General features: G+C 56.4%; 23 protein-coding genes. All 23 read left to right on the top strand.

The window, feature by feature from the left end; all coding sequences use genetic code 11:
* The first annotated feature begins 22 nt into the window (after positions 1 to 22).
* The 23 genes from fabD to ACFE33_RS09835 all read left to right on the top strand — a co-directional run bounded on the left by fabD (position 23) and on the right by ACFE33_RS09835 (position 19,953).
* Positions 23 to 961 carry an ACP S-malonyltransferase gene (gene fabD, locus ACFE33_RS09945; RefSeq protein ID WP_380052850.1) on the top strand — a complete coding sequence of 313 codons (939 nt, stop codon included), beginning with the start codon at positions 23 to 25 and terminating at the stop codon, positions 959 to 961.
* 9 nt (positions 962 to 970) lie between these two features.
* Positions 971 to 1,708: a 3-oxoacyl-[acyl-carrier-protein] reductase gene (gene fabG / locus ACFE33_RS09940; RefSeq protein ID WP_380052848.1), complete on the top strand. Its 738-nt coding sequence runs from the start codon at positions 971 to 973 to the stop codon at positions 1,706 to 1,708.
* Between the two features lie 325 nt (positions 1,709 to 2,033).
* Complete coding sequence (locus ACFE33_RS09935; protein WP_380052846.1) at positions 2,034 to 2,267, top strand: acyl carrier protein; 234 nt, start codon at positions 2,034 to 2,036, stop codon at positions 2,265 to 2,267.
* 183 nt (positions 2,268 to 2,450) lie between these two features.
* A complete protein-coding gene (gene fabF / locus ACFE33_RS09930; protein ID WP_380052844.1) occupies positions 2,451 to 3,713 on the top strand; it encodes a beta-ketoacyl-ACP synthase II in 1,263 nt (420 codons plus the stop codon).
* On the top strand, positions 3,713 to 4,867 hold the full coding sequence (gene mltG, locus ACFE33_RS09925; RefSeq protein ID WP_380052842.1) for an endolytic transglycosylase MltG: 1,155 nt from the start codon (positions 3,713 to 3,715) through the stop codon (positions 4,865 to 4,867). Before fabF ends, mltG begins: the two co-directional genes overlap by 1 nt.
* A gap of 281 nt (positions 4,868 to 5,148) precedes the next feature.
* The gene (locus ACFE33_RS09920; protein WP_380052840.1) at positions 5,149 to 5,490 is read left to right on the top strand and encodes a hypothetical protein; all 342 of its coding nucleotides are present in this window, start codon (positions 5,149 to 5,151) and stop codon (positions 5,488 to 5,490) included.
* Positions 5,426 to 6,769 (top strand): DNA-packaging protein, encoded by a 1,344-nt coding sequence (locus ACFE33_RS09915; protein WP_380052838.1) that lies wholly within the window; start codon positions 5,426 to 5,428, stop codon positions 6,767 to 6,769. Before ACFE33_RS09920 ends, ACFE33_RS09915 begins: the two co-directional genes overlap by 65 nt.
* A gap of 130 nt (positions 6,770 to 6,899) precedes the next feature.
* A complete protein-coding gene (locus ACFE33_RS09910; protein WP_380052836.1) occupies positions 6,900 to 8,084 on the top strand; it encodes a phage portal protein in 1,185 nt (394 codons plus the stop codon).
* On the top strand, positions 8,081 to 8,329 hold the full coding sequence (locus ACFE33_RS09905) for a hypothetical protein (protein WP_380052834.1): 249 nt from the start codon (positions 8,081 to 8,083) through the stop codon (positions 8,327 to 8,329). Before ACFE33_RS09910 ends, ACFE33_RS09905 begins: the two co-directional genes overlap by 4 nt.
* 18 nt (positions 8,330 to 8,347) lie before the next feature.
* Entirely contained in the window at positions 8,348 to 8,908 is a 561-nt protein-coding gene (locus ACFE33_RS09900; protein WP_380058700.1) for an HK97 family phage prohead protease, read from the top strand.
* A 36-nt stretch (positions 8,909 to 8,944) separates the two neighbouring features.
* A complete protein-coding gene (locus ACFE33_RS09895) occupies positions 8,945 to 10,147 on the top strand; it encodes a phage major capsid protein (RefSeq protein ID WP_380052832.1) in 1,203 nt (400 codons plus the stop codon).
* A 179-nt stretch (positions 10,148 to 10,326) separates the two neighbouring features.
* A complete protein-coding gene (locus ACFE33_RS09890) occupies positions 10,327 to 10,926 on the top strand; it encodes a head-tail connector protein (protein WP_380052830.1) in 600 nt (199 codons plus the stop codon).
* Positions 10,923 to 11,261 (top strand): phage head closure protein, encoded by a 339-nt coding sequence (locus ACFE33_RS09885; RefSeq protein WP_380052828.1) that lies wholly within the window; start codon positions 10,923 to 10,925, stop codon positions 11,259 to 11,261. The genes ACFE33_RS09890 and ACFE33_RS09885 overlap by 4 nt, the downstream gene beginning before the upstream one ends.
* On the top strand, positions 11,258 to 11,668 hold the full coding sequence (locus tag ACFE33_RS09880) for a DUF3168 domain-containing protein (protein ID WP_380052826.1): 411 nt from the start codon (positions 11,258 to 11,260) through the stop codon (positions 11,666 to 11,668). Before ACFE33_RS09885 ends, ACFE33_RS09880 begins: the two co-directional genes overlap by 4 nt.
* Positions 11,669 to 11,690: 22 nt before the next feature.
* Positions 11,691 to 12,104, top strand: coding sequence for a phage major tail protein, TP901-1 family (locus tag ACFE33_RS09875; protein WP_380052824.1), 414 nt, complete (start codon positions 11,691 to 11,693; stop codon positions 12,102 to 12,104).
* Positions 12,104 to 12,439, top strand: coding sequence for a gene transfer agent family protein (locus ACFE33_RS09870; RefSeq protein WP_380052822.1), 336 nt, complete (start codon positions 12,104 to 12,106; stop codon positions 12,437 to 12,439). Before ACFE33_RS09875 ends, ACFE33_RS09870 begins: the two co-directional genes overlap by 1 nt.
* The gene (locus ACFE33_RS09865) at positions 12,439 to 12,639 is read left to right on the top strand and encodes a rcc01693 family protein (protein WP_380052820.1); all 201 of its coding nucleotides are present in this window, start codon (positions 12,439 to 12,441) and stop codon (positions 12,637 to 12,639) included. The genes ACFE33_RS09870 and ACFE33_RS09865 overlap by 1 nt, the downstream gene beginning before the upstream one ends.
* A gap of 23 nt (positions 12,640 to 12,662) precedes the next feature.
* Positions 12,663 to 13,328 carry a phage tail tape measure protein gene (locus tag ACFE33_RS09860; RefSeq protein ID WP_380052818.1) on the top strand — a complete coding sequence of 222 codons (666 nt, stop codon included), beginning with the start codon at positions 12,663 to 12,665 and terminating at the stop codon, positions 13,326 to 13,328.
* 12 nt (positions 13,329 to 13,340) lie between these two features.
* Complete coding sequence (locus ACFE33_RS09855; RefSeq protein ID WP_380052816.1) at positions 13,341 to 13,973, top strand: TIGR02217 family protein; 633 nt, start codon at positions 13,341 to 13,343, stop codon at positions 13,971 to 13,973.
* A complete protein-coding gene (locus ACFE33_RS09850; RefSeq protein ID WP_380052814.1) occupies positions 13,973 to 14,884 on the top strand; it encodes a DUF2163 domain-containing protein in 912 nt (303 codons plus the stop codon). Before ACFE33_RS09855 ends, ACFE33_RS09850 begins: the two co-directional genes overlap by 1 nt.
* Positions 14,884 to 15,324, top strand: coding sequence for an NlpC/P60 family protein (locus tag ACFE33_RS09845; RefSeq protein ID WP_380052812.1), 441 nt, complete (start codon positions 14,884 to 14,886; stop codon positions 15,322 to 15,324). The genes ACFE33_RS09850 and ACFE33_RS09845 overlap by 1 nt, the downstream gene beginning before the upstream one ends.
* Complete coding sequence (locus ACFE33_RS09840) at positions 15,324 to 19,247, top strand: glycoside hydrolase/phage tail family protein (protein WP_380052810.1); 3,924 nt, start codon at positions 15,324 to 15,326, stop codon at positions 19,245 to 19,247. The genes ACFE33_RS09845 and ACFE33_RS09840 overlap by 1 nt, the downstream gene beginning before the upstream one ends.
* The gene (locus tag ACFE33_RS09835; protein WP_380052808.1) at positions 19,240 to 19,953 is read left to right on the top strand and encodes a DUF2793 domain-containing protein; all 714 of its coding nucleotides are present in this window, start codon (positions 19,240 to 19,242) and stop codon (positions 19,951 to 19,953) included. The genes ACFE33_RS09840 and ACFE33_RS09835 overlap by 8 nt, the downstream gene beginning before the upstream one ends.
* The last annotated feature ends 15 nt before the right edge of the window (positions 19,954 to 19,968 follow it).

Below are 19,968 nucleotides of genomic sequence, written 5' to 3'. Positions count from 1 at the left end.
GGAAAACAATAACGGAGGCCGTATGACGCGCGCATTTGTATTTCCCGGGCAGGGCGCCCAAACAATCGGTATGGGCAAGGCGCTTGCTGAGGCATATCCCGCTGCGAAGGCAGTATTCGACGAAGTGGACAACGCGCTTAACGAAAAGCTGAGCAGTTTGATCTGGGACGGCGACATCGAAGAGTTGACGCTCACACAAAACGCGCAGCCAGCATTGATGGCGACATCCATCGCTGCGATGCGTGCGCTGGAGGCTGAGGGTGCTTCGATCAAGGACGCGGCTTATGTAGCGGGGCATAGCCTTGGCGAGTACTCGGCATTGGCGGCGTCCGGTGCGCTTACGCTGGCCGATACAGCACGTTTGTTGCGTATTCGCGGCGAGGCGATGCAGAAGGCTGTTCCTGTTGGTGTTGGTGCGATGGCGGCCCTGTTGGGGTTGGATTTCGCAACAGCCAGCGAAGTTGCAGCAGAAGCGGCACAAGGCCAGATTTGCCAAGCAGCGAATGACAACGATCCCGGTCAGGTTGTGGTTTCTGGTCATAAGGAAGCCGTTGAGCGCGCGATCGAGATTGCCAAAGAGCGCGGTGCGCGTCGGGCGCTTTTGTTGCCTGTGAGTGCGCCGTTTCATTGTGCATTGATGGAACCCGCAGCACAAACCATGGCAGAGGCCCTTGCGGATGTGCAAATCGTGGCGCCTGCGGTGCCTGTTGTGGCGAACGTTCGTGCAGAGGCCGTGAATGATCCGAATGTTATTCGTGCACTCCTCGTTGAGCAGGTCACCGGATCGGTGCGCTGGCGTGAGTCGGTTGCCTATATGTCGGCGCAGGGTGTGAGCGAAGCGTGGGAAATCGGAGCGGGCAAGGCGCTGGCGGGAATGATCCGCCGCATCGAAAAATCCGTTGAGTGTCGTGCGGTTGGCACCCCCGAAGAGGTCGTTGCGGCCGTTGAAAGCACAAAGTAAGGAATGCAAATGTTTGATCTAACTGGAAAATGCGCGCTGATCACTGGCGCGTCTGGCGGAATCGGCGGAGAGATTGCACGGGTGCTTCATGCGGCTGGTGCGACTGTTGGCCTTTCGGGGACGCGGGTGGAGCCACTTGAGGCGTTGGCCGCAGAACTCGGAGACCGCACTCATGTCCTGCCGTGTAACCTTGGGGATGCAGAGGCAGTTGATGCCCTTCCTAAGGCCGCAATTGAGGCAATGGGCAGCGTTGATATCCTTGTGAATAACGCTGGCATCACGCGCGATCAGATCTTTATGCGGATGTCCGATGAGGAATGGCAGCAGGTTCTGGATGTGAACCTGACATCTACAATGCGCCTTTGTCGGGGTGTTATGCGTCCGATGATGAAGTCGCGCTGGGGCCGGATCATCAATATCTCTAGCATTGTTGGCGCAACCGGAAATCCGGGGCAGGCGAACTATGCCGCGTCAAAGGCGGGTATGGTCGGTATGACCAAGTCCATTGCCTATGAGGTTGCGAGCCGTGGCATTACAGCGAACGCTGTTGCGCCCGGATTTATCGCAACAGCGATGACGGATAAGCTTACCGATGATCAAAAAGACAAGATCAACGTGCAAATCCCAGCCGCGCGTATGGGCACACCCGCCGAGATCGCGGCTGCGGTGCTTTACTTGGCGAGTCCTGAGGCTGGTTATGTGACGGGCTCGACCCTGCACGTGAACGGTGGGATGGCGATGCTCTAGGGCAGAGAAGTTCTGTCGCCCGCAGAAACGCGGGCGGCGAATATCTTTCTGGGCATTTCAAAGAGTATGGACGCGCGATATACGAAAGAGTAAGGTATCGGGGATTGGATAGGGTGAGGCAGGTACTCACTTGATTTCAACGATTGAACACCTATCTTCTGGAAAGCGTTTGCCTTGTCGCATTGATGTGCTAAAGGGTGCGCAGAAAGAGCCGACAGCGCATTGAACGTTTGCCGGATTTCCTGCGTTAGCAGGGCTTAAGTCGCCCACTGTGGGCAGGAAAGAAACGGGTGGTAACACCCAGACAGTAGAATGAGGAAATAACATGAGCGACATCGCAGACCGCGTAAAAAAGATCGTCGTAGAGCACCTTGGTGTAGAAGAAGAGAAAGTTGTTGAAAACGCTTCCTTCATCGACGATTTGGGCGCAGACAGCCTTGATACAGTTGAATTGGTCATGGCGTTCGAAGAAGAATTCGGAATCGAAATTCCTGACGACGCTGCTGAAACAATTCAGACTTTCGGCGATGCGACTAAGTTCATCAAAGAAGCTTCTTAAGCTTTAAGACGAATTTTAAGGAACGGCGCTCCTCGGGGCGCCGTTTTTTTATGGCGCGGTATTGTTTTTACGGCGGAGTAGGCACGATTCCGAGGTTGGCGGCGTGCTGTGCGCTCTAGGCTTGCCCAGAGGTCGTGAAACATTATATCAAGGGCTAACACAATAAAAACGCGGAGAAACGTTATGCGGCGAGTGGTTGTCACAGGTCTTGGAATGGTTACGCCATTGGCCGACGGGGTTGATGAAACGTGGGATCGGCTGATTGCCGGAGAATCCGGCGCGGGAACGATCACGCGGTTCGATCCCGAGCGTGTCGCGACAAAATATGCCTGCGAAATCCCGTTGGGGGATGGTTCGAACGGAACCTTTAATCCTGATAAGTATATGGATGCAAAGGACCGCCGTAAGGTGGATGACTTTATCCTCTATGGTATGGCGGCTGCTACGCAGGCTGTTGAGGACTCTGGCTGGATGCCCGAGGATGAAGAGAGCAAATGCCGTACAGGTGTGATGATCGGTTCGGGTATTGGTGGCTTGTCATCGATTGCGGATACGGCCGTTCTGTTGGCCGAAAAAGGACCGCGCCGTGTGTCGCCGTTCTTTATCCCCGGCGCGTTGATTAACCTTGTCTCCGGTCAGGTAAGTATCAAATTCGGCTTCAAAGGGCCAAACCACGCGGTTGTTACGGCCTGTTCGACTGGCGCGCACGCGATTGGCGATGCCGCACGTTTGATCATGCTGGACGATGCAGACGTTATGATTGCGGGTGGTGCAGAAAGCCCGATTTCGGAAATCGGCATCGCTGGTTTTAACGCGTGCAAGGCGCTTTCGACCTCTCGTGCGGATGACCCAAAAGCGGCGAGCCGCCCCTATGACGCAGATCGCGATGGATTCGTGATGGGCGAGGGCGCAGGCGTTGTGGTGCTTGAAGAATACGAGCACGCCAAGGCGCGCGGTGCGAAGATCTACGCCGAGGTTCTGGGCTATGGACTGTCAGGAGATGCGTATCACATCACGGCTCCTGCGAGCGATGGTGATGGCGGGTATCGTTCAATGGAAGCGGCAATCAAGCGGGCGGGTATTACGCCTGCGGATATTGATTACATCAACGCGCACGGAACATCGACAATGGCGGATACCATTGAATTGGGCGCGGTTGAGCGCTTGATGGGGGATGCTGCGGACAAAGCGACGATGTCTTCGACCAAATCGGCCACTGGGCACCTTCTTGGGGCTGCTGGTGCGATTGAGGGGATATTCTGTATCCTTGCAATCCGCGATCAGGTGGCGCCGCCGACGCTTAACCTTGAGAACCCCGATGTGACCCCACGATTGGACCTTGCGCCGCTTAAGGCGGTGAAGCGCGAAATCAACATTGCCCTGTCCAACTCGTTTGGATTTGGCGGCACAAATGCGAGTGTTGTATTCGGTAAGGTGGCAAGCTGATGTGGCGCAATTTTGCTTCGAGTGCCCTGACATTTCTGGTCGTGATACTGTTCTGTTTGGGCGGTTTGGCGATGTGGGCAACCAATGAGTATGACGCCGAGGGGCCGCTGGAAACGGCGATCTGTCTTAAGGTTGATTCCGGATCGAATATGAGCAGGGTTGCGACGAGCTTGAATGAGCAGGGCGCGATTTCCAACGGGTATATTTTCAGTGTTGGTGTGAACTATTCGGAAAAGGCGCAGGACCTGAAAGCGGGGAGCTTTTTGATCCCGGCGGGTACGTCCATGCGCGAGATTGTGGACCTTGTTACGGGAGATGGACGTTCGACCTGTGGTTCGGAAATTCTCTATCGTATCGGGGTGTTACGCAACGAAGTTCAACTGCGTGAGCTTGACCCCGAGAGCAACCGTTTTGTGGAGAAGTTCGCATTTGAGCCGGGTGTCGATGATGTCCCTGTAGGCTTTGATGCTGCACGTCAGGACGCGGATCTGCGGTATCGGATTGCGCTCGCGGAAGGTGCAACAAGCTGGCAGATTGCCGAGGCGCTCAAGGCTGCGGATTTCTTGACAGGCGAGATCGAAGATACACCTGCGGAAGGTACGCTTGCGCCTGATAGCTATGAGGTGACTTCGGGGACTGCGCGCGCTGATGTGCTTGCGGAAATGACGCGCCGCCAGAACTCTGTATTGGGTGCAGCGTGGGCCAATCGCGATGAAGGATTGCCACTGGAAAGCGTCGAAGAGGCGTTGATTTTGGCATCTATTGTCGAGAAGGAAACCGGCCTTGCGGATGAGCGCCGTCAGGTGGCGAGCGTGTTCGTGAACCGCTTGAATGAAGGCATGATGCTTCAGACAGACCCGACGGTTGTCTATGGTGTGACGGGCGGTAAGGGTGCGTTGGGACGTGGTTTGCGTCAGAGTGAATTGCGCCGTGATACGCCTTGGAACACATATGTCCACGCGGGATTGCCGCCAACGCCGATTGCGAACCCCGGTAAAGCGGCCATTGAGGCAGCGTTGAATCCGGACAGTACCAAGTACTTCTACTTTGTTGCAGATGGAACAGGGGGGCACGCATTTGCCGAGACTCTTCGTGAGCACAACGAAAACGTGGCGGAGTGGCGCAAGATCGAGGCCGAAAGAACCGATAATTAGGGTCTGATCCCATCACAGAAATGAAAGAGGCATCCCGTTTCGGGGTGCCTTTTTTTGTGTCTGATTTTTGGTGGGTACGTTGAAATTAAACGCAAAAATGCGATGTGCGTTCGGTGGGTGTTGCTGTGCAACACTATGATAACATTGATTTTTAGTTCATTTTGTGGCAATTTTTCCATCGAGCTAGAAGGAATGCGATGTGTTCCAATCATCCAGAGGATGGGCGGGCTTGTTGTGTTTCTCTCGTGCGGGCAAAGCATGAGAGGCGGGCGTTAATCTACATGACACTAGATACACCGATTGAGGAAAACGGCACTTCGGAAGAGTTGCTTCTGATTGCTGAAAAGCAGGTTAAGCGATTGATTGGCGCGGTCGAGGGCGCCATTCAGACACTGGAAGTAGGCGAGGACGTAAATGCCCGCGAGGCCACGGGGCTTTCGCGAGAATTGTCCAAGGCCTTGCAGACATTATTTGAGGAAAGGGCGCGTGTTGAAAAACTTCGCAAACAGAGTTCTGGAGTCGTCCACGACTTTGCACTCGACTTCGATCGAGCGCGACGTGACATCGGGGGCCGCTTGGCTCGCTTGCGCGCCGCCCATAATTCAGGAGGAGTTTCTGAATGAACTAGGGGAGGAGTCGCTCTTGGCGCTGCCTTGGTTGTTCGAGTTTTGGGCCTTGCCGCATCAGTTGCCGCCGGAAGGGGATTGGCGCACGTGGGTCATTATGGGAGGCCGTGGCGCGGGAAAAACCCGTGCGGGGTCTGAATGGGTGCGGTCAGAGGTTGAGGGGGCGTGCCCGCTTGATCCGGGGCGCTCCAAGCGTGTGGCGTTGGTGGGCGAGACGATTGATCAGGTCCGCGAGGTGATGGTTTTTGGCGAGAGCGGGATTTTGGCCTGTTCTCCGCCAGATCGTCGTCCCGAGTGGCAGGCGGGGCGCAAGCGGCTGGTTTGGCCGAATGGAGCCACAGCGCAGATATTCTCGGCGCATGATCCGGAGAGCTTGCGGGGGCCGCAGTTTGATGCGGCGTGGGTGGATGAGCTAGCGAAATGGAAGCGTGCCGAGGAAGCGTGGGATATGCTTCAGTTCGGATTGAGATTGGGCGAGATGCCACGGCAATGCGTGACGACGACACCGCGCAATGTTGCGGTGCTTAAGGCTATCCTTGCCAATAAATCGACGGTCGTTACGCAAGCGCCGACAGAGGCAAATAAGGCCTATCTGGCGGCGAGTTTCCTTGAGGAAGTGCGGACGCGCTATGCGGGGACGCGGCTTGGACGGCAGGAGCTGGACGGGGTCTTGTTGGAGGATACGCAGGGCGCGATGTGGACGCTTGGGATGTTGGATCAGGCGCGCGTTGATGCGCCAGATGGTTTGACGCGGATCGTTGTTGCAGTTGATCCGCCTGTTACGGGACACAAGGGGTCGGACGAATGCGGGATTCTCGTAGTGGGCGCGTGTACCGATGGCGAGCCGAAGGACTGGCACGCTGTGGTTCTGGAAGATGCGAGCGTGAGCGGTGCGGCACCGAATGAGTGGGCGCAGGCGGCGCTGGACGCGATGGAGCGACACGGAGCGGATTGCCTTGTGGCGGAAGTGAATCAGGGCGGCGATTTGGTTGAGTCGGTTATTCGGCAGCTTGATCCGATGGTGAGTTACAAGCCTGTCCGTGCCAGCAAGGGTAAATCCGCGCGCGCAGAGCCCGTAGCCGCGCTTTATGCGCAGGGACGCGTGCAACACCTTGGGGCGTTCACAGCGCTTGAGGATCAGATGTGCCGTATGACCCAGCAGGGGTATGAAGGCAAAGGAAGCCCGGATCGCGTGGACGCGTTGGTGTGGGCGATTACGGACCTCCTGATTGCACCAAACAAGGTGGCGCAACGCCCCCGCGTACGCACCCTTTAAGAGTTCTTTAGGGATTTGTGCGAAACTGCTTTCAACGGGAATGGAAGCGCAAGCGTTCTTTCTTATTCAAATAAGTCAATGTGTTACCTGATTGTGGGTGCCGCTGGCGAAGAAACAGGAGCCTCTTTGGATGGTATTTGATTTTCTAAAACGCAGCGATACGGCCCCGCAAGCGGGCCCTACGGCGACCAAGGCCTCGGCGGCGGGGAAGGTTGTGGCGTATCATGGGAGCGGCCGTGTAGCGTGGAGCCCACGGGATGTTGTTTCGCTTACCAAGACGGGTTTTGTGAACAATCCCGTTGGCTTTCGGAGTGTGAAGTTGATTGCCGAAGCTGCGGCGGCGCTGCCGCTCGTTTTGCAGGACAGCGGGTGCCGTTATGAGACACACCCGATCTTGTCGCTATTGGCGTCGCCGAATGGCGCGCAGGGGCGTGCGGAGCTACTTGAGAGTTTGTTCGGGCAGATTTTGTTGACGGGCAATGGGTACTTGGAGGCCGTCGTCGGCGAAACGGGGTTGCCGCTTGAGATGCACGTTCTTCGCAGTGATCGCATGAGCCTTGTACCAGGTGGGGACGGTTGGCCGGTGGCATATGAATATGCCGTTGGTGGACGCAAGCATCGGTTTGACATTGTGGGGCAAGTGAGCCCGATCTGTCATATCAAGAGTTTCCACCCGCAGGACGATCATTACGGGCTTAGTCCGCTTCAGGCAGCGGCGAGTGCGATTGACGTGCATAATGCGGCCAGCCGTTGGAGTAAGGGGCTGCTCGATAATGCGGCGCGTCCATCGGGTGCGATTGTGTATCGTGGCGCGGATGGTGCGAGCATGACGAACGAGCAATACGAGCGGCTTCAGGATGAAATGGCGAGCTATCATCAGGGTGCGGCGAATGCGGGGCGGCCGATGTTGCTTGAGGGTGGATTGGATTGGAAACCGATGGGGTTTTCGCCTTCGGATATGGAATTCCAGAAGACCAAAGAGGCCGCAGCGCGTGAAATCTCGATTGCGTTTGGGGTTCCGCCAATGCTGCTCGGTATTCCCGGTGACGCGACATATGCGAATTATCAAGAGGCCAACCGCGCGTTTTACCGTTTAACGGTGGTTCCCTTGGCGACGCGGGTGGCGGCGAGCATTGCGGATTGGTTGGGCCAGTTTGGCGGTGAACGATTGGAGCTTAAGCCTGATCTGGATCAGGTGTCGGCGTTGTCGTCCGAGCGGGATCAACAGTGGCGCCGCGTGAGTGAGGCGCTGTTCCTTACGGATGCGGAGAAGCGCGCGATACTTGGCCTTCCCAAGATGGCGGAAGCGGAATGAGTGAGCATGTGCCAACGCGGGGTGGGTCGCGATACCTCTATGAGGGGTTTGACGCGGCAGCCGCCCGAATTGAGGCGAACGAGCGCGTAACTAAGTTACAGTTCGAGGCCCTTGAGCAACGACTTGGCCGCATCGAACAGGCGATTGAGCGTTTGGAAAAGCGGCTGTGGCTGGCGGTTTACGGTGTGGTGGGGGTGATCCTTGCGCAGGGGATTGCGTCGCTGATGGATATTGCACCAACATAAGGAAACAACATGAATTCAATGCTTTGCGATACAGGTCTTGAGCGTAAATTCTGTCGCTTGGACGAAGGTGTGACGGTGACGGATGGCACCATCATTGAGGGCTATGCGAGCCTGTTTGGTAAGTGCGATCAGGGCGGAGATGTTGTCGCCAAGGGCGCATATGCGGGTTCGCTTGCGCATCTGAGCAAGAAAAAGCGCAGCGTTAAGATGCTCTGGCAGCATGATCCATCCCAGCCGATCGGTATTTGGGACGAGGTGCGTGAAGATGAGCAGGGTCTTTATGTAAAAGGGCGGCTCTTGAGTGATGTCGAGAAGGGGCGTGAGGCGATGGCGCTTATTCAGGCCGGAGCAATTGACGGCCTCTCTATCGGGTATCGTACCAAGAAGGCGACAAAGAACAAACAGGGCCAGAGGGTCCTGACGGAATTGGAATTGTGGGAGGTGTCGCTTGTGACATTTCCTATGCTTCCAGACGCGCGTGTTGGGGCGAAGGGGGATGATCCTCTGGAAGCTGATCTCATGCGTGATTTGGCGGGAGTGCTTCGGGATGCTCGCCATATGCTGGCTGCGGGTAACTAGGCCAGCGATCTAACCTCTCTCAAACAGGATTGTTGAATGAGCAAAATCGAGACAAGGGCTCGGGCCGGGACAGCTGTGTCTGACGGCCTGTCGCCGGCCGCGGAGGTAAAGACCGCGCTGACCGGCTTCGTGAGCGATATCAGAAACTTAACGAACGAAACGAAATCCCAACTTCAATCACAGGAAGAGCGACTTACTATGCTGGAACGTAAACACATGACTGCCCAACGCCCTGTTTTGTCGGCGGCTGCCGATGCGGATGCGCCACATCAGAAGGCATTTGACGCCTATTTGCGCGTGGGGGACGACGATGCGCTGCGCGGCCTTGAGCTTGCGGGTAAGTCGATGAATACGGCGGTCTCTGCGGAGGGTGGCTATCTGGTGGATCCAAAGACGTCCGACACGATCAAGGGCGTGCTTTATGCCACAGCTTCGATCCGTTCTATTGCGACGGTCGTTGAGGTAGAGGCGACGTCCTATGACGTGATTGTGGACCACACAGAGGTTGGCACTGGTTGGGCGAGCGAAGTGGGTGCCGTTACCGAGACGACTTCGCCGACGTTTGATCGTATTGCAATTCCGCTGCATGAGCTTTCGGCGTTGCCAAAGGCCTCTCAGCGTCTGTTGGATGATGCGGCTTTTGATATTGAGGGCTGGCTTGCGGGGCGCATTGCGGACAAGTTTGCACGTGCTGAGGCTGCGGCTTTTATCAACGGTGATGGCATTGATAAGCCCACGGGTTTCTTGACGAAATCTGTGGTTCCGAACTCTTCCTGGTCTTGGGGTAACCTTGGGTATGTTGCCAGCGGGCAGGATGCGGATTTTGCCTCGGTGAATGCTTCGGATGCGATTGTTGATCTGGTCTATGCACTGGGTGCCGAGTACCGCGCGAATGCGACGTTTGTCATGAACTCCAAGACCGCAGGTGCTGTGCGCAAGATGAAGGATGCGGATGGTCGTTTCCTTTGGAGCGATGGGCTTCAGGCTGGTGAACCTGCGCGTTTGATGGGCTATCCGGTCATGATTGCCGAGGATATGCCCGACATTGCGTCCGGCGCGAATGCGATTGCGTTTGGTGATTTCTCGAACGGTTACACCATTGCAGAGCGCCCAGATCTTCGTGTGTTGCGCGATCCGTTCTCGGCCAAGCCGAACGTGCTTTTCTATGCGACGAAACGTGTTGGCGGCGATGTGAGCGACTTTGCGGCGATCAAGCTTCTGAAATTCTCCGAAACTTAGGTCTTGGTGAATGGTCCCTCCCTTGGTTGGGAGGGGCAAGCGGGCGTGCATCTTTAGTTGCGTCGTCTAGCTGCTCCCCTCCGTCCGAGCGATGTGATCGGTGCACGCCCATTTGAGGGGATTGGGGGGCCGATGTGGCCCCCCGACAATCAGACAGAAACAGAAGTTTGGAGTTTTCCATGATGACGATCGAGCAGACAACAGTTCCGACCGAGGCATTGCCCCTTCAGGCGTTCAAGGATCACTTGCGTTTGGGAACCGGGTTTGCCGATGACGGGTATCAGGACACGGTTTTAGAGGCGGCTCTTCGCTCTGCGATGGCGGCGATTGAGGCGCGCACCGGTAAGGTTATTATTGAGCGGGTGTTTAGCTGGCAACTCTCGCGGTGGCGGAATTTGGGCGAGCAGGCAATGCCTGTGGCACCTGTTTCCGAGATTCTGAGCCTGCGGACGGTGGATCGTGTGGGCGATGAGATGCTGATTGATCCCGCGCGTTATGTGCTTCAGCGCGACACGCATAGGCCCAAGATATTGGCCACGGGTGGTTGTCTTGCGTCAATTCCGCTTGGAGGTTTTGCAGAAGTCGCGTTTCGCGCGGGCTTTGGCGAGAGCTGGGAGGCTGTTCCGGCGGACCTTGGGCGTGCGATGTTATTGCTGGCTGCGCATTATTACGAGCATCGCACCGAAGCTGAGATGAATAGGGCGGATATGCCGTTCGGGGTGGCGGCACTCCTTGAGCCATACCGCACCGTTCGTATCCTCGGGGGGCGCGTGGCATGAGCGTTCCCAACCTGAATAAACGCTTGATTCTAGAGGCGCCGAAGCGTGTTGCCGATGGCGCTGGCGGATACGTCGAGACATGGGAGCCGCAGGGCACACTCTGGGCGGCGATCAAGGCGGGGTCATCGCGTGAGAAAGCGGGAAATTTCCTGACAGTATCGGCGACGACGCTAAAGATTACCGTTCGGGCAGCGCCGTTTGGTGCGGCAAGTCGACCAAAGCCCGATCAGCGATTTGTGGATGGAGCGCGCGTTTACCGCATTCAAGCGGTGCGAGAGGCCGATAGTTCGGCACGGTATTTGATCTGTCTTGCGCAAGAAGAGGTGGTGTCATGAGTTATGGTGTTTCGGCCGCGTTGCAGTCGGCGGTTTACCAGAAACTAGCAGCAGATAATGCGTTGTCGGCGCTGGTTGGTGGGGCGATTTATGACAATCCCCCGACGGGGACGTTGCCCGCGACTTATGTGAGCTTAGGCCCCGAAGATGTGCGGGACAGGTCCGATGGTTCTGCGCGTGGGGCACTTCATATGTTTACGATCAGTATCGTGACTGATGCGGCCGGTTTTCAGACTGCCAAGCAGGTTGCGGCGGCGGTATCGGATTGCGTTGCGGAGGCGGAACTTTTGCTGAGCCGCGGGACGCTAATTTACCTGAACTTTGAACGAGCCACAGCGCGACGCGTAGGAGATGGCGGGACCCGCCGTATTGATCTGAGATTTCACGCCCGCGTGGAAGACAACTAATCCAAAAAACGGAGAATTGGCCATGGTAGCCCAAAACGGCAAAGACCTTCTTATCAAGCTCGACATGACAGGCGGTGGCTTGTTTGAAACGATAGCGGGCCTGCGTGCCACACGCATTAGTTTCAACGCAGAGAGCGTTGATGTCACTAGCCTTGAGAGCCAAGGCGGGTGGCGTGAACTGTTGGCGGGGGCGGGTGTGAAAACCGCTTCGATCAGCGGCTCAGGGATTTTTAAGGATGAAGGCACGGACGAGCGTGCGCGCCAGATTTTCTTTGATGGTGAGACGCCCAATTTTCAGGTGATTATTCCCGATTTTGGCGTGGTGGAAGGTGCCTTTCAGGTGAGTTCGATCGAGTATTCGGGCAGCCACAATGGCGAGGCCACGTATGAGTTGTCGATGGCGTCGGCGGGTGCGTTGGCGTTCACGGCGCTGTGATGGCGAATCCGTGGGCGGGCGAAGTCGCGTTGACGCTGGATGGCGAAGAGCGCGTTTTGAAGCTGACGCTTGGAGCGTTGGCGGAGCTGGAAGCGAACCTAGAAACGGGGACGTTGATTGATCTTGTGGCGCGGTTTGAGGCGGGGAAATACGCAACGCGTGATGTGCTTCAGCTAATCGTAGCTGGGTTGCGTGGTGGCGGGTGGACCGGTGTCGCGGAGGACCTTTTGCGAGCGGAGATAAAGGGTGGGCCGATTGTGGCGGCGCAGGTTGCCGCGCAACTCCTCGCCGTTGCGTTTACCGTGCCTGAGCGTCCCCAAGAGAGCGCGCCATAATGGCGGCGGGTTCGGGCGGAATGGATTGGGCCGCACTTATGCGGGCCGGGCTTCGGGGGCTTGGGCTTAGGCCAGAGGAGTTCTGGCGGTTAACCCCCGCGGAGTTGTTGTTGATGCTTGGCAGCGACGAGAGAACCGCGCCGCTGAACCGCGATCGTCTTGAGGCGCTCTCGCAGCTTTATCCCGACAAAACAGACTAACCACCGAGAAAAAAGGGTGTGTGATGACCAGAGATGTGGATGGCATTGGCCAGTTTGACGACAAGGTTGATGCCTTGGAGGGCAGTATGAGCGGTGCCGTTGTGATGGCGGCGGCATTCGATGCGGAACTTGTGAAGATGCGCGAAACCCTGAGTGCGACAGGATCAGAAGTCGATACGCTTTCCAAAGGAATTGGTCGCGGATTGCGGCGTGCGTTCGACGGGTTGGTGTTTGACGGGATGAAGCTCTCGGATGCGTTGAATACGGTGGCGCAGTCGATGATCGACACGGCCTATGCTGCGGCGATGAAGCCTGTGACCAATCAGCTTGGCGGGATTTTGGCGAGTACGGTTGATCGGGCCATGTCAGGTGTCATGCCGTTTGAAAGCGGCGGGGCGTTCACGCAGGGCAAGGTTATGCCGTTTGCCAAGGGCGGTGTGATTTCTGGCCCCACTAACTTCCCGATGCGTGGCGGATTTGGCCTTATGGGGGAAGCGGGCCCTGAGGCGATCATGCCCTTGGCGCGTGGCGCGGACGGAAGCCTCGGTGTGCGCACGCAGGGCGGCGGGCGGCCCATTAGTGTGACGATGAATATTACGACGCCCGATGTGCAGGGTTTTCAGCGAAGTCAGGGACAGATCGCGGCGCAGTTGAGCCGTGCAATCGGTCGCGGCCAGCGCAACGCATAGGGAGGAATAAAGATGAATTTTCATGAGGTTAGATTTCCTGCGACCCTGAGTTTCGGGTCAGTTGGCGGTCCCGAGCGCAAAACGGACGTCGTGACGCTTGCAAACGGTTTTGAGGAACGAAATACGCCTTGGGCACATTCGCGTCGGCGCTATGACGCGGGTGTCGGGATGCGTTCATTGGATGACGTCGAGGTGCTTATTGCGTTTTTTGAGGCGCGCCGTGGGCAGCTCTATGGGTTCCGTTGGAAAGACTGGTCAGACTTTAAATCCGCGCGCCCTTCTGCCGAGGTCGATTTCGAAGATCAGATCATCGGGCATGGCGATGGGGTGACGAAAACTAGGTCACTTAGCAAGACATATGAATCGGGATCGCACACCTATCAGCGCCCGATATCGAAGCCCGTGGAGGGTACGGTTCGCGTTGGTATTCAGGGTGATCCGTTACAGGAGACCATTGATTTTGATGTCGATTACGCAAGTGGCATAGTCACTTTTGCCCATCCACCAGCGCAGGGAGTTGCGATTACGGCTGGGTTTGAATTCGACGTACCTGTTCGATTTGATGCCGATCGCATCCATACATCCGTTGCGAGTTTTCAAGCGGGTGATGTCCCGAATGTACCGATTGTGGAGGTGCGTGTTTGATGGCTATTTCACCTGAATTTGAAGCGCATCTGAAGACAGGTGTCACGAGCGTAAGCCGTTGTTGGGCGGTGAAACGCGTGGATGGCGTGACGCTTGGGTTTACGGATCATGACGAAGACCTGAGATTTGAAGATATCGAGTTCCTTGCGAACACGGGTCTGAGCGCGCGTGCTTTGCAACAAACGACCGGCCTTGCGGTGGATAACAGTGAGGCACTAGGCGCACTCAACAGCGCGACCATTCGCGAAGAGGATATCGCCGCAGGTCGTTATGATGGCGCAGAAGTTCTGGCGTGGTTGGTGAACTGGGCCAACCCTGAAGAGCGGCATTTGCAGTTTCGCGGTTCAATTGGTGAGCTAAGTCGCGCAGATGGCGCGTTTCAGGCAGAATTGCGCGGACTGACGGAGGTGCTCAACCAACCTCAGGGGCGGAGTTACCAAAAGCCGTGCGCGGCTGTGCTGGGGGATACGAGCTGTCGATTTGATATGACGACACTCGGGTACTTTGAGGAGCGCGAAGTTGAAGTTGTTGAGGACGCGCGGGTTTTGAAATTTGACGATTTTCTCGGGTTTGATGATCGTTGGTTCGAGCGCGGGCGCTTTGAGGTTTTGAGCGGCGCGGCTAAAGGGCTTGTCGGATTCATAAAGAACGACCGACTTTCTGATGATGGGCGAATGATCGAGCTTTGGGAGGCGCTGCGGCTTCCGGTGAAGCGTGGGGATCGGGTTCGCTTTGAAGCAGGGTGCGATAAACGTGCAGAGACTTGTAAGCTAAAGTTCCTTAACTTTCTGAACTATCAAGGATTTCCGGATATTCCAGGGGAGGATTGGCTCATTAGCTATCCATCTAGTCAGGACGTGAATGACGGTGGAAAACGGATCAGTCTTTCAGACACTGGAGACGTGAACTGATGCGGCGCGATGAGGTTGCTGGCGCAGCACGCGGGTGGATTGGAACGCCGTATTGCCATCAGGCTTCGGTCAAAGGGGCGGGGACGGATTGCCTTGGGCTATTGCGGGGTGTTTGGCGTGAATTACTGGGGGCGGAGCCAATGCCCGTGCCCGCGTACACGGCTGATTGGAATGAGCCGCAGGGCGACGAGGCGCTTTTGTACGCCGCGCGCGAAACCCTGCGTGAGAAACCACTGGAATGCGCAGAAACGGGTGACGTCATTCTGTTTCGGATGCGTTCTGGCGCTGTTGCCAAGCACCTCGGAATACAGGGGAATGTTGGCGACGCGCCGAGCTTTATCCATGCATATTCGGGACATGAAGTGGTTGAAAGCCCGCTCAGTGACCCGTGGAAGCGCCGATTGGTGGCGCGTTTTGAATTTCCCGAGGAGGGGTCCTAATGGCGACGATTGTACTTTCGGCGGTTGGCTATAGCTTAGGTGCGTCCTTTGGCGGAGCGGTGCTTGGCATTTCATCTGCAATCATTGGCCGCGCGGTCGGTGCGACGCTTGGACGTGCCATTGATCAGCGCCTGATGGGGGCTGGGTCGCAAGCGGTGGAAACCGGCCGCGTGGATCGTTTCAGGATTATGGGGGCTAGCGAGGGTACGCCGATCACTCAGGTCTATGGGCGGATGCGCGTTCCAGGGCAGGTGATTTGGTCTAGCCGCTTCAAAGAAGACAAAACCACCACACGCAGCGGCGGCAAGGGCGCGCCTAAAGGGCCGTCGGTGACCAGCTATTCCTATACGGTGAGCGCGGCGGTCGCGGTCTGTGAGGGCGAGATTACACGCATAGGGCGCGTTTGGGCGGACGGTGTGGAACAATCGACCGAGAGCCTCAATATGCGTGTCTATAAGGGGCATGCAGACCAAATGCCTGACCCGAAAATGGAGGCGGTTGAGGGCGCTGGAAATGTGCCTGCCTATCGCGGAATCGCATATGTCGTGTTTGAGGATCTCCCGCTTGCGGGTTTCGGCAATCGATTTCCACAGTTCACTTTTGAAGTTGTGCGACCTGCGCAAGAGGGTGCGGTGAACGCAGTAGATGATCCTGTGAACGCGATCGAAGGTGTCGCGCTCATTCCGGGAACGGGAGAGTATTCATTGGCGACGACCCCTGTGCACTTTGAGCACGGGTTAGGGCAGAACGTTTCTGTGAATGTAAATTCGCCATCGGGACGCACGGATTTTGTGACCTCAATGGAAGCCATGCGCGATGAGTTACCGTTGTGCAAATCGGTGTCTATGGTGGTGAGTTGGTTTGGCGATGATCTGCGCTCAAATGCTTGCCAGCTAAAGCCCAAGGTTGAACAGAGAGAGGTCGACGGCGTTGGTATGCCGTGGAAAGTCTCGGGGGTGGTGCGTGCCCAAGCCGATGAGATTGCCAAGGTTGATGATCGCACGATTTATGGTGGAACGCCTACGGATCAATCGGTGATTGAGGCGATTGGGGATATTAACGAAGCGGGGCAATCTGTTGTTTTTTATCCATTTATCTTGATGGATCAGATCGCGGGGAATGGCCTTCCTAACCCATATGCGCCGAACTCGGAGCAACCCGCTTTGCCGTGGCGTGGACGGATTACAACATCGGTTGCTCCAACAAAGAGTGGAAGTCCTGACAAGACTGCCGCTGCAGAAGCAGAGGTTGCGCAGTTCTTTGGTGACGCGATGGCGTCTGATTTTCAGCAGTCTGCAACCGGTGTCGTTTATACGGGCGCAGATGATTGGGGGTATCGACGCTTTATCCTGCATTACGCGCATTTATGTGCCGTGGCTGGCGGTGTATCCGGATTTTGTGTCGGGTCGGAGATGCGGGGCTTAACGCAAATTCGAGGCGCGGGAGGGAGTTTTCCTGCGGTTGAGCAACTGATTTCGCTCGCTGCCGAAGTGCGGAGCATTCTTGGGCCTGTTACCAAGATCGGCTACGCGGCGGATTGGAGCGAATATTTCGGGTATCATCCGCAGGACGGTTCTGGAGATTTGCTGTTTCATCTTGATCCACTTTGGGCGAGCGACGACATCGATTTCATCGGAATCGATAACTATATGCCGCTTTCGGATTGGCGCGATGGGCAGGATCATTTGGATGCCGATTGGGGCAGTATCTATAATCTCGATTACCTGAAATCCAACATCGAAGGAGGAGAGGGGTATGATTGGTACTATCACTCGCGCGAGGCCCGTGCCGCACAGATACGCACTTCGATTTCCGATGGTGCGCATGACGAGCCTTGGGTGTGGCGGTACAAGGATATTCGAAACTGGTGGTCAAACCCACACCACAACCGCTTAGGTGGAGTCCGGCAGGCTCAACCAACAGCGTGGCAGCCCGCGAGCAAGCCGATTTGGTTTACCGAGATCGGTTGTGCGGCGGTGGACAAGGCGACGAACCAGCCAAACAAGTTCGTTGATGTGAAATCAAGCGAGAGTAGCCTGCCGAACCATTCAGATGGAACGCGCGACGATCTGATTCAGATGCAGTACCTGCGGGCGATGTATTCCTATTGGAATTCGTCTGAAAATAACCCCGTTAGTGATGAAACCGGCGTGCAGATGATCGATATGAAGCGCACGCATGTTTGGGCGTGGGATGCGCGGCCGTACCCGTATTTCCCCAACGCACGCGGGATTTGGAGCGATGGCGAAAACTATGGCCGTGGTCATTGGATAAACGGACGAACTGGCGCGCGTTCGCTTTCGTCGGTGGTTGGAGAGATATGCGAACGCTCGGGCGTGGTGGACTATGATACATCGGCGTTGTTTGGATATGTGCGCGGTTATCAGGTTGCGGATATCGCTGGCGCGCGGGCGGCGTTGCAACCTCTAATGCTTGCGTATGGGTTTGAAGCGATTGAGCGCGATGGAACGCTTGTCTTCAAATCCCGGTCTGGGCTTGCGGATATGACCGTTGATACGGAAAAGCTTGCGATGCTGCCCGATCAAGAGGCGTTGATACAATCAAGTCGCGCGCCAAGCGCCGAAGTCGCGGGTCGAATTCGCCTGACGTATGTTGAGAATGACGGCGCTTTCGAAGTTCGTGCGACAGAAGCGATCCATCCGGATGAGGCAAGTTTCACGGTATCTCAGTCCGAGATTCCGCTGGCGCTGACGCAGGCCGAGGCGCGCGCGATTGTCGAGCGTTGGCTGGCAGAAAGCCGCGTTGCGCGCGATACCGTGCGGGTTGCAATGCCGATGTCCGATATGAAAATCGGTGCCGGAGACGTGCTGAAATTCGCGAATGATGAGGGCGGTGAAACCCTGTACCGCATTGATAACGTAGAGCAAAGCGGTGCTCAGCTTATGGATGCCGTTCGGGTGGAGCATGAGATTTATACGCCGAGTGATGCAACAGAGGAATCCGTCGGAGTGCGTGAGTTTACAGCGCCTGTGCCCGTGTTCCCGCTGTTCATGGACCTGCCGCTATTGACCGGAGATGAGGTTGCGCACGCGCCTTATGTGGCCGTGACGGCAAGGCCTTGGCCTGGGTCGCTGGCGGTATATGGCGCATCAGAGGACGCAGGGTATGCGCTGAATACTCTTGTTGGTCGGTCGTCGATTATTGGCAAAACCCAGAACGCGCTTCGAGCGGCGCTGTCGGGTGTGCCTGATCGTGGCGATGGGCTGCGCGTTCAGATTTATGGCGGTGATTTGTCTTCGACTTCTTGGGAGGGCCTTTTGAGCGGCAAGAACCTTGCGGCGATTGGGGATCCAGAGAACGATGTCTGGGAGGTGTTCCAATTCGCCGAGGCAAGCCTTGTTGAAAAGGGCGTTTACGAACTGAGTTTGCGGCTTCGCGGCCAGCTTGGGACAGACGGTACGATGCCAGCAGAGTGGCCATCTGGAAGCTATGTAGTGATGCTTGATGGCAATCCGGAGCAAATCGACCTCACGAGTGCGTCGCGTGGATTGGTGCGTCATTTTCGGATCGGCCCCTCAAAGCGCCCGTATGATGATCCGAGTTATGTTCATAAAGCGCAGGCATTTCAGGGCGTTGGTCTGCGTCCTTATGCTCCGGTGCATTTGCGGGCGCAGGAGATGGACGGCGATATCGAACTCTCGTGGATCAGGCGTACGCGGTATGACGGCGACAGTTGGGACGGCTTTGACGTGCCGCTGAACGAGGAAAGCGAGCGGTATGTTGTACGGGTTATGCGGGGCGGTTCTGTCTTGCGAGAGGTCATAACTTCAGAGCCACAGTACACCTATTCCGCCACGCAAATCGCTCAAGATGCGGTGAGCGCTCCCTATGCAATCGAAGTAGCACAAGTTTCGCAGCGTTTCGGCGCTGGCCCTTTCAGAAGGATTGATATCAATGACTAATACAGCAAATCTCGGGCTTCCTTTGGTGCAGCCAAGCCAAGCGCAGAAGCATGTTACGGTGAACGAAAGCCTTGTGCGGCTGGATGGGCTTACGCAACTGGTTCTGGAATCGGTGAATACGGTTACGCCGCCGCTCGCGGCGGAAGAGGGAACTTGTTATGCCGTGCCGATCGGAGCGGTGAACGCGTGGGCTGGCCACGAAGGGAAGGTGGCAATTCAGTCGAATGGTGGCTGGGTCTTTGTTACGCCGCAGGTCGGCTGGCAAGGATGGATCGCTGATCAATCACAAGCCGTTCGGTTTAACGGGATGGATTGGGTTGGCGGCGTTGTCTCGCAAAGTGCAAATGGCGCTGCGTCTGGGTTTTCGGTGTTTGAGTTCGACCACACGATTAGCGCAGGCAGCACAGACACCACAATCCCAGCGATTCCACCCTATGCGATGGTGTTTGGTGTAACGGGGCGGGTGATTGAATCCATTACGGGGTCGTTAACCGACTGGAGCCTTGGCAAAGCAGGCGCGCCGACGCAATTTGGAAGCGGATTGGGGCTTGCGTCAGAGTCCTATGTGCGCGGAACTCTGTCTTATCCAAGCACAGAATACGCGCCTACCGAGCTTTTATTGACGGCGAATGGCGGGAGTTTTAGCGGTGGTTCAGTACGATTGGCTGTGCACTATTTCCATTTGACGATCCCGAATATTTCATGAGGAGGGTCCTGCACG

Origin of the sequence: Falsihalocynthiibacter sp. SS001 (assembly GCF_042445055.1) — a bacterium.
Lineage (GTDB): Bacteria > Pseudomonadota > Alphaproteobacteria > Rhodobacterales > Rhodobacteraceae > Falsihalocynthiibacter.
Note: the sequence above shows the minus strand (reverse complement) of the source record. Positions and strands in the feature narration are given on the sequence as shown.

What these genes read in the sequence shown, in the direction of transcription:
- ACFE33_RS09885 (WP_380052828.1), top strand. Translation starts at nt 10,923, where the DNA reads ATGAGCGTTCCCAACCTGAATAAACGCTTGATTCTAGAGGCGCCGAAG.
- fabD (WP_380052850.1), top strand. Translation starts at nt 23, where the DNA reads ATGACGCGCGCATTTGTATTTCCCGGGCAGGGCGCCCAAACAATCGGT.
- ACFE33_RS09890 (WP_380052830.1), top strand. Translation starts at nt 10,327, where the DNA reads ATGATGACGATCGAGCAGACAACAGTTCCGACCGAGGCATTGCCCCTT.
- ACFE33_RS09845 (WP_380052812.1), top strand. Translation starts at nt 14,884, where the DNA reads ATGCGGCGCGATGAGGTTGCTGGCGCAGCACGCGGGTGGATTGGAACG.
- ACFE33_RS09870 (WP_380052822.1), top strand. Translation starts at nt 12,104, where the DNA reads ATGGCGAATCCGTGGGCGGGCGAAGTCGCGTTGACGCTGGATGGCGAA.
- ACFE33_RS09840 (WP_380052810.1), top strand. Translation starts at nt 15,324, where the DNA reads ATGGCGACGATTGTACTTTCGGCGGTTGGCTATAGCTTAGGTGCGTCC.
- ACFE33_RS09920 (WP_380052840.1), top strand. Translation starts at nt 5,149, where the DNA reads ATGACACTAGATACACCGATTGAGGAAAACGGCACTTCGGAAGAGTTG.
- fabF (WP_380052844.1), top strand. Translation starts at nt 2,451, where the DNA reads ATGCGGCGAGTGGTTGTCACAGGTCTTGGAATGGTTACGCCATTGGCC.
- ACFE33_RS09910 (WP_380052836.1), top strand. Translation starts at nt 6,900, where the DNA reads ATGGTATTTGATTTTCTAAAACGCAGCGATACGGCCCCGCAAGCGGGC.
- ACFE33_RS09905 (WP_380052834.1), top strand. Translation starts at nt 8,081, where the DNA reads ATGAGTGAGCATGTGCCAACGCGGGGTGGGTCGCGATACCTCTATGAG.
- ACFE33_RS09850 (WP_380052814.1), top strand. Translation starts at nt 13,973, where the DNA reads ATGGCTATTTCACCTGAATTTGAAGCGCATCTGAAGACAGGTGTCACG.
- ACFE33_RS09935 (WP_380052846.1), top strand. Translation starts at nt 2,034, where the DNA reads ATGAGCGACATCGCAGACCGCGTAAAAAAGATCGTCGTAGAGCACCTT.
- mltG (WP_380052842.1), top strand. Translation starts at nt 3,713, where the DNA reads ATGTGGCGCAATTTTGCTTCGAGTGCCCTGACATTTCTGGTCGTGATA.
- ACFE33_RS09900 (WP_380058700.1), top strand. Translation starts at nt 8,348, where the DNA reads ATGCTTTGCGATACAGGTCTTGAGCGTAAATTCTGTCGCTTGGACGAA.
- ACFE33_RS09865 (WP_380052820.1), top strand. Translation starts at nt 12,439, where the DNA reads ATGGCGGCGGGTTCGGGCGGAATGGATTGGGCCGCACTTATGCGGGCC.
- ACFE33_RS09835 (WP_380052808.1), top strand. Translation starts at nt 19,240, where the DNA reads ATGACTAATACAGCAAATCTCGGGCTTCCTTTGGTGCAGCCAAGCCAA.
- fabG (WP_380052848.1), top strand. Translation starts at nt 971, where the DNA reads ATGTTTGATCTAACTGGAAAATGCGCGCTGATCACTGGCGCGTCTGGC.
- ACFE33_RS09855 (WP_380052816.1), top strand. Translation starts at nt 13,341, where the DNA reads ATGAATTTTCATGAGGTTAGATTTCCTGCGACCCTGAGTTTCGGGTCA.
- ACFE33_RS09895 (WP_380052832.1), top strand. Translation starts at nt 8,945, where the DNA reads ATGAGCAAAATCGAGACAAGGGCTCGGGCCGGGACAGCTGTGTCTGAC.
- ACFE33_RS09860 (WP_380052818.1), top strand. Translation starts at nt 12,663, where the DNA reads ATGACCAGAGATGTGGATGGCATTGGCCAGTTTGACGACAAGGTTGAT.
- ACFE33_RS09875 (WP_380052824.1), top strand. Translation starts at nt 11,691, where the DNA reads ATGGTAGCCCAAAACGGCAAAGACCTTCTTATCAAGCTCGACATGACA.
- ACFE33_RS09880 (WP_380052826.1), top strand. Translation starts at nt 11,258, where the DNA reads ATGAGTTATGGTGTTTCGGCCGCGTTGCAGTCGGCGGTTTACCAGAAA.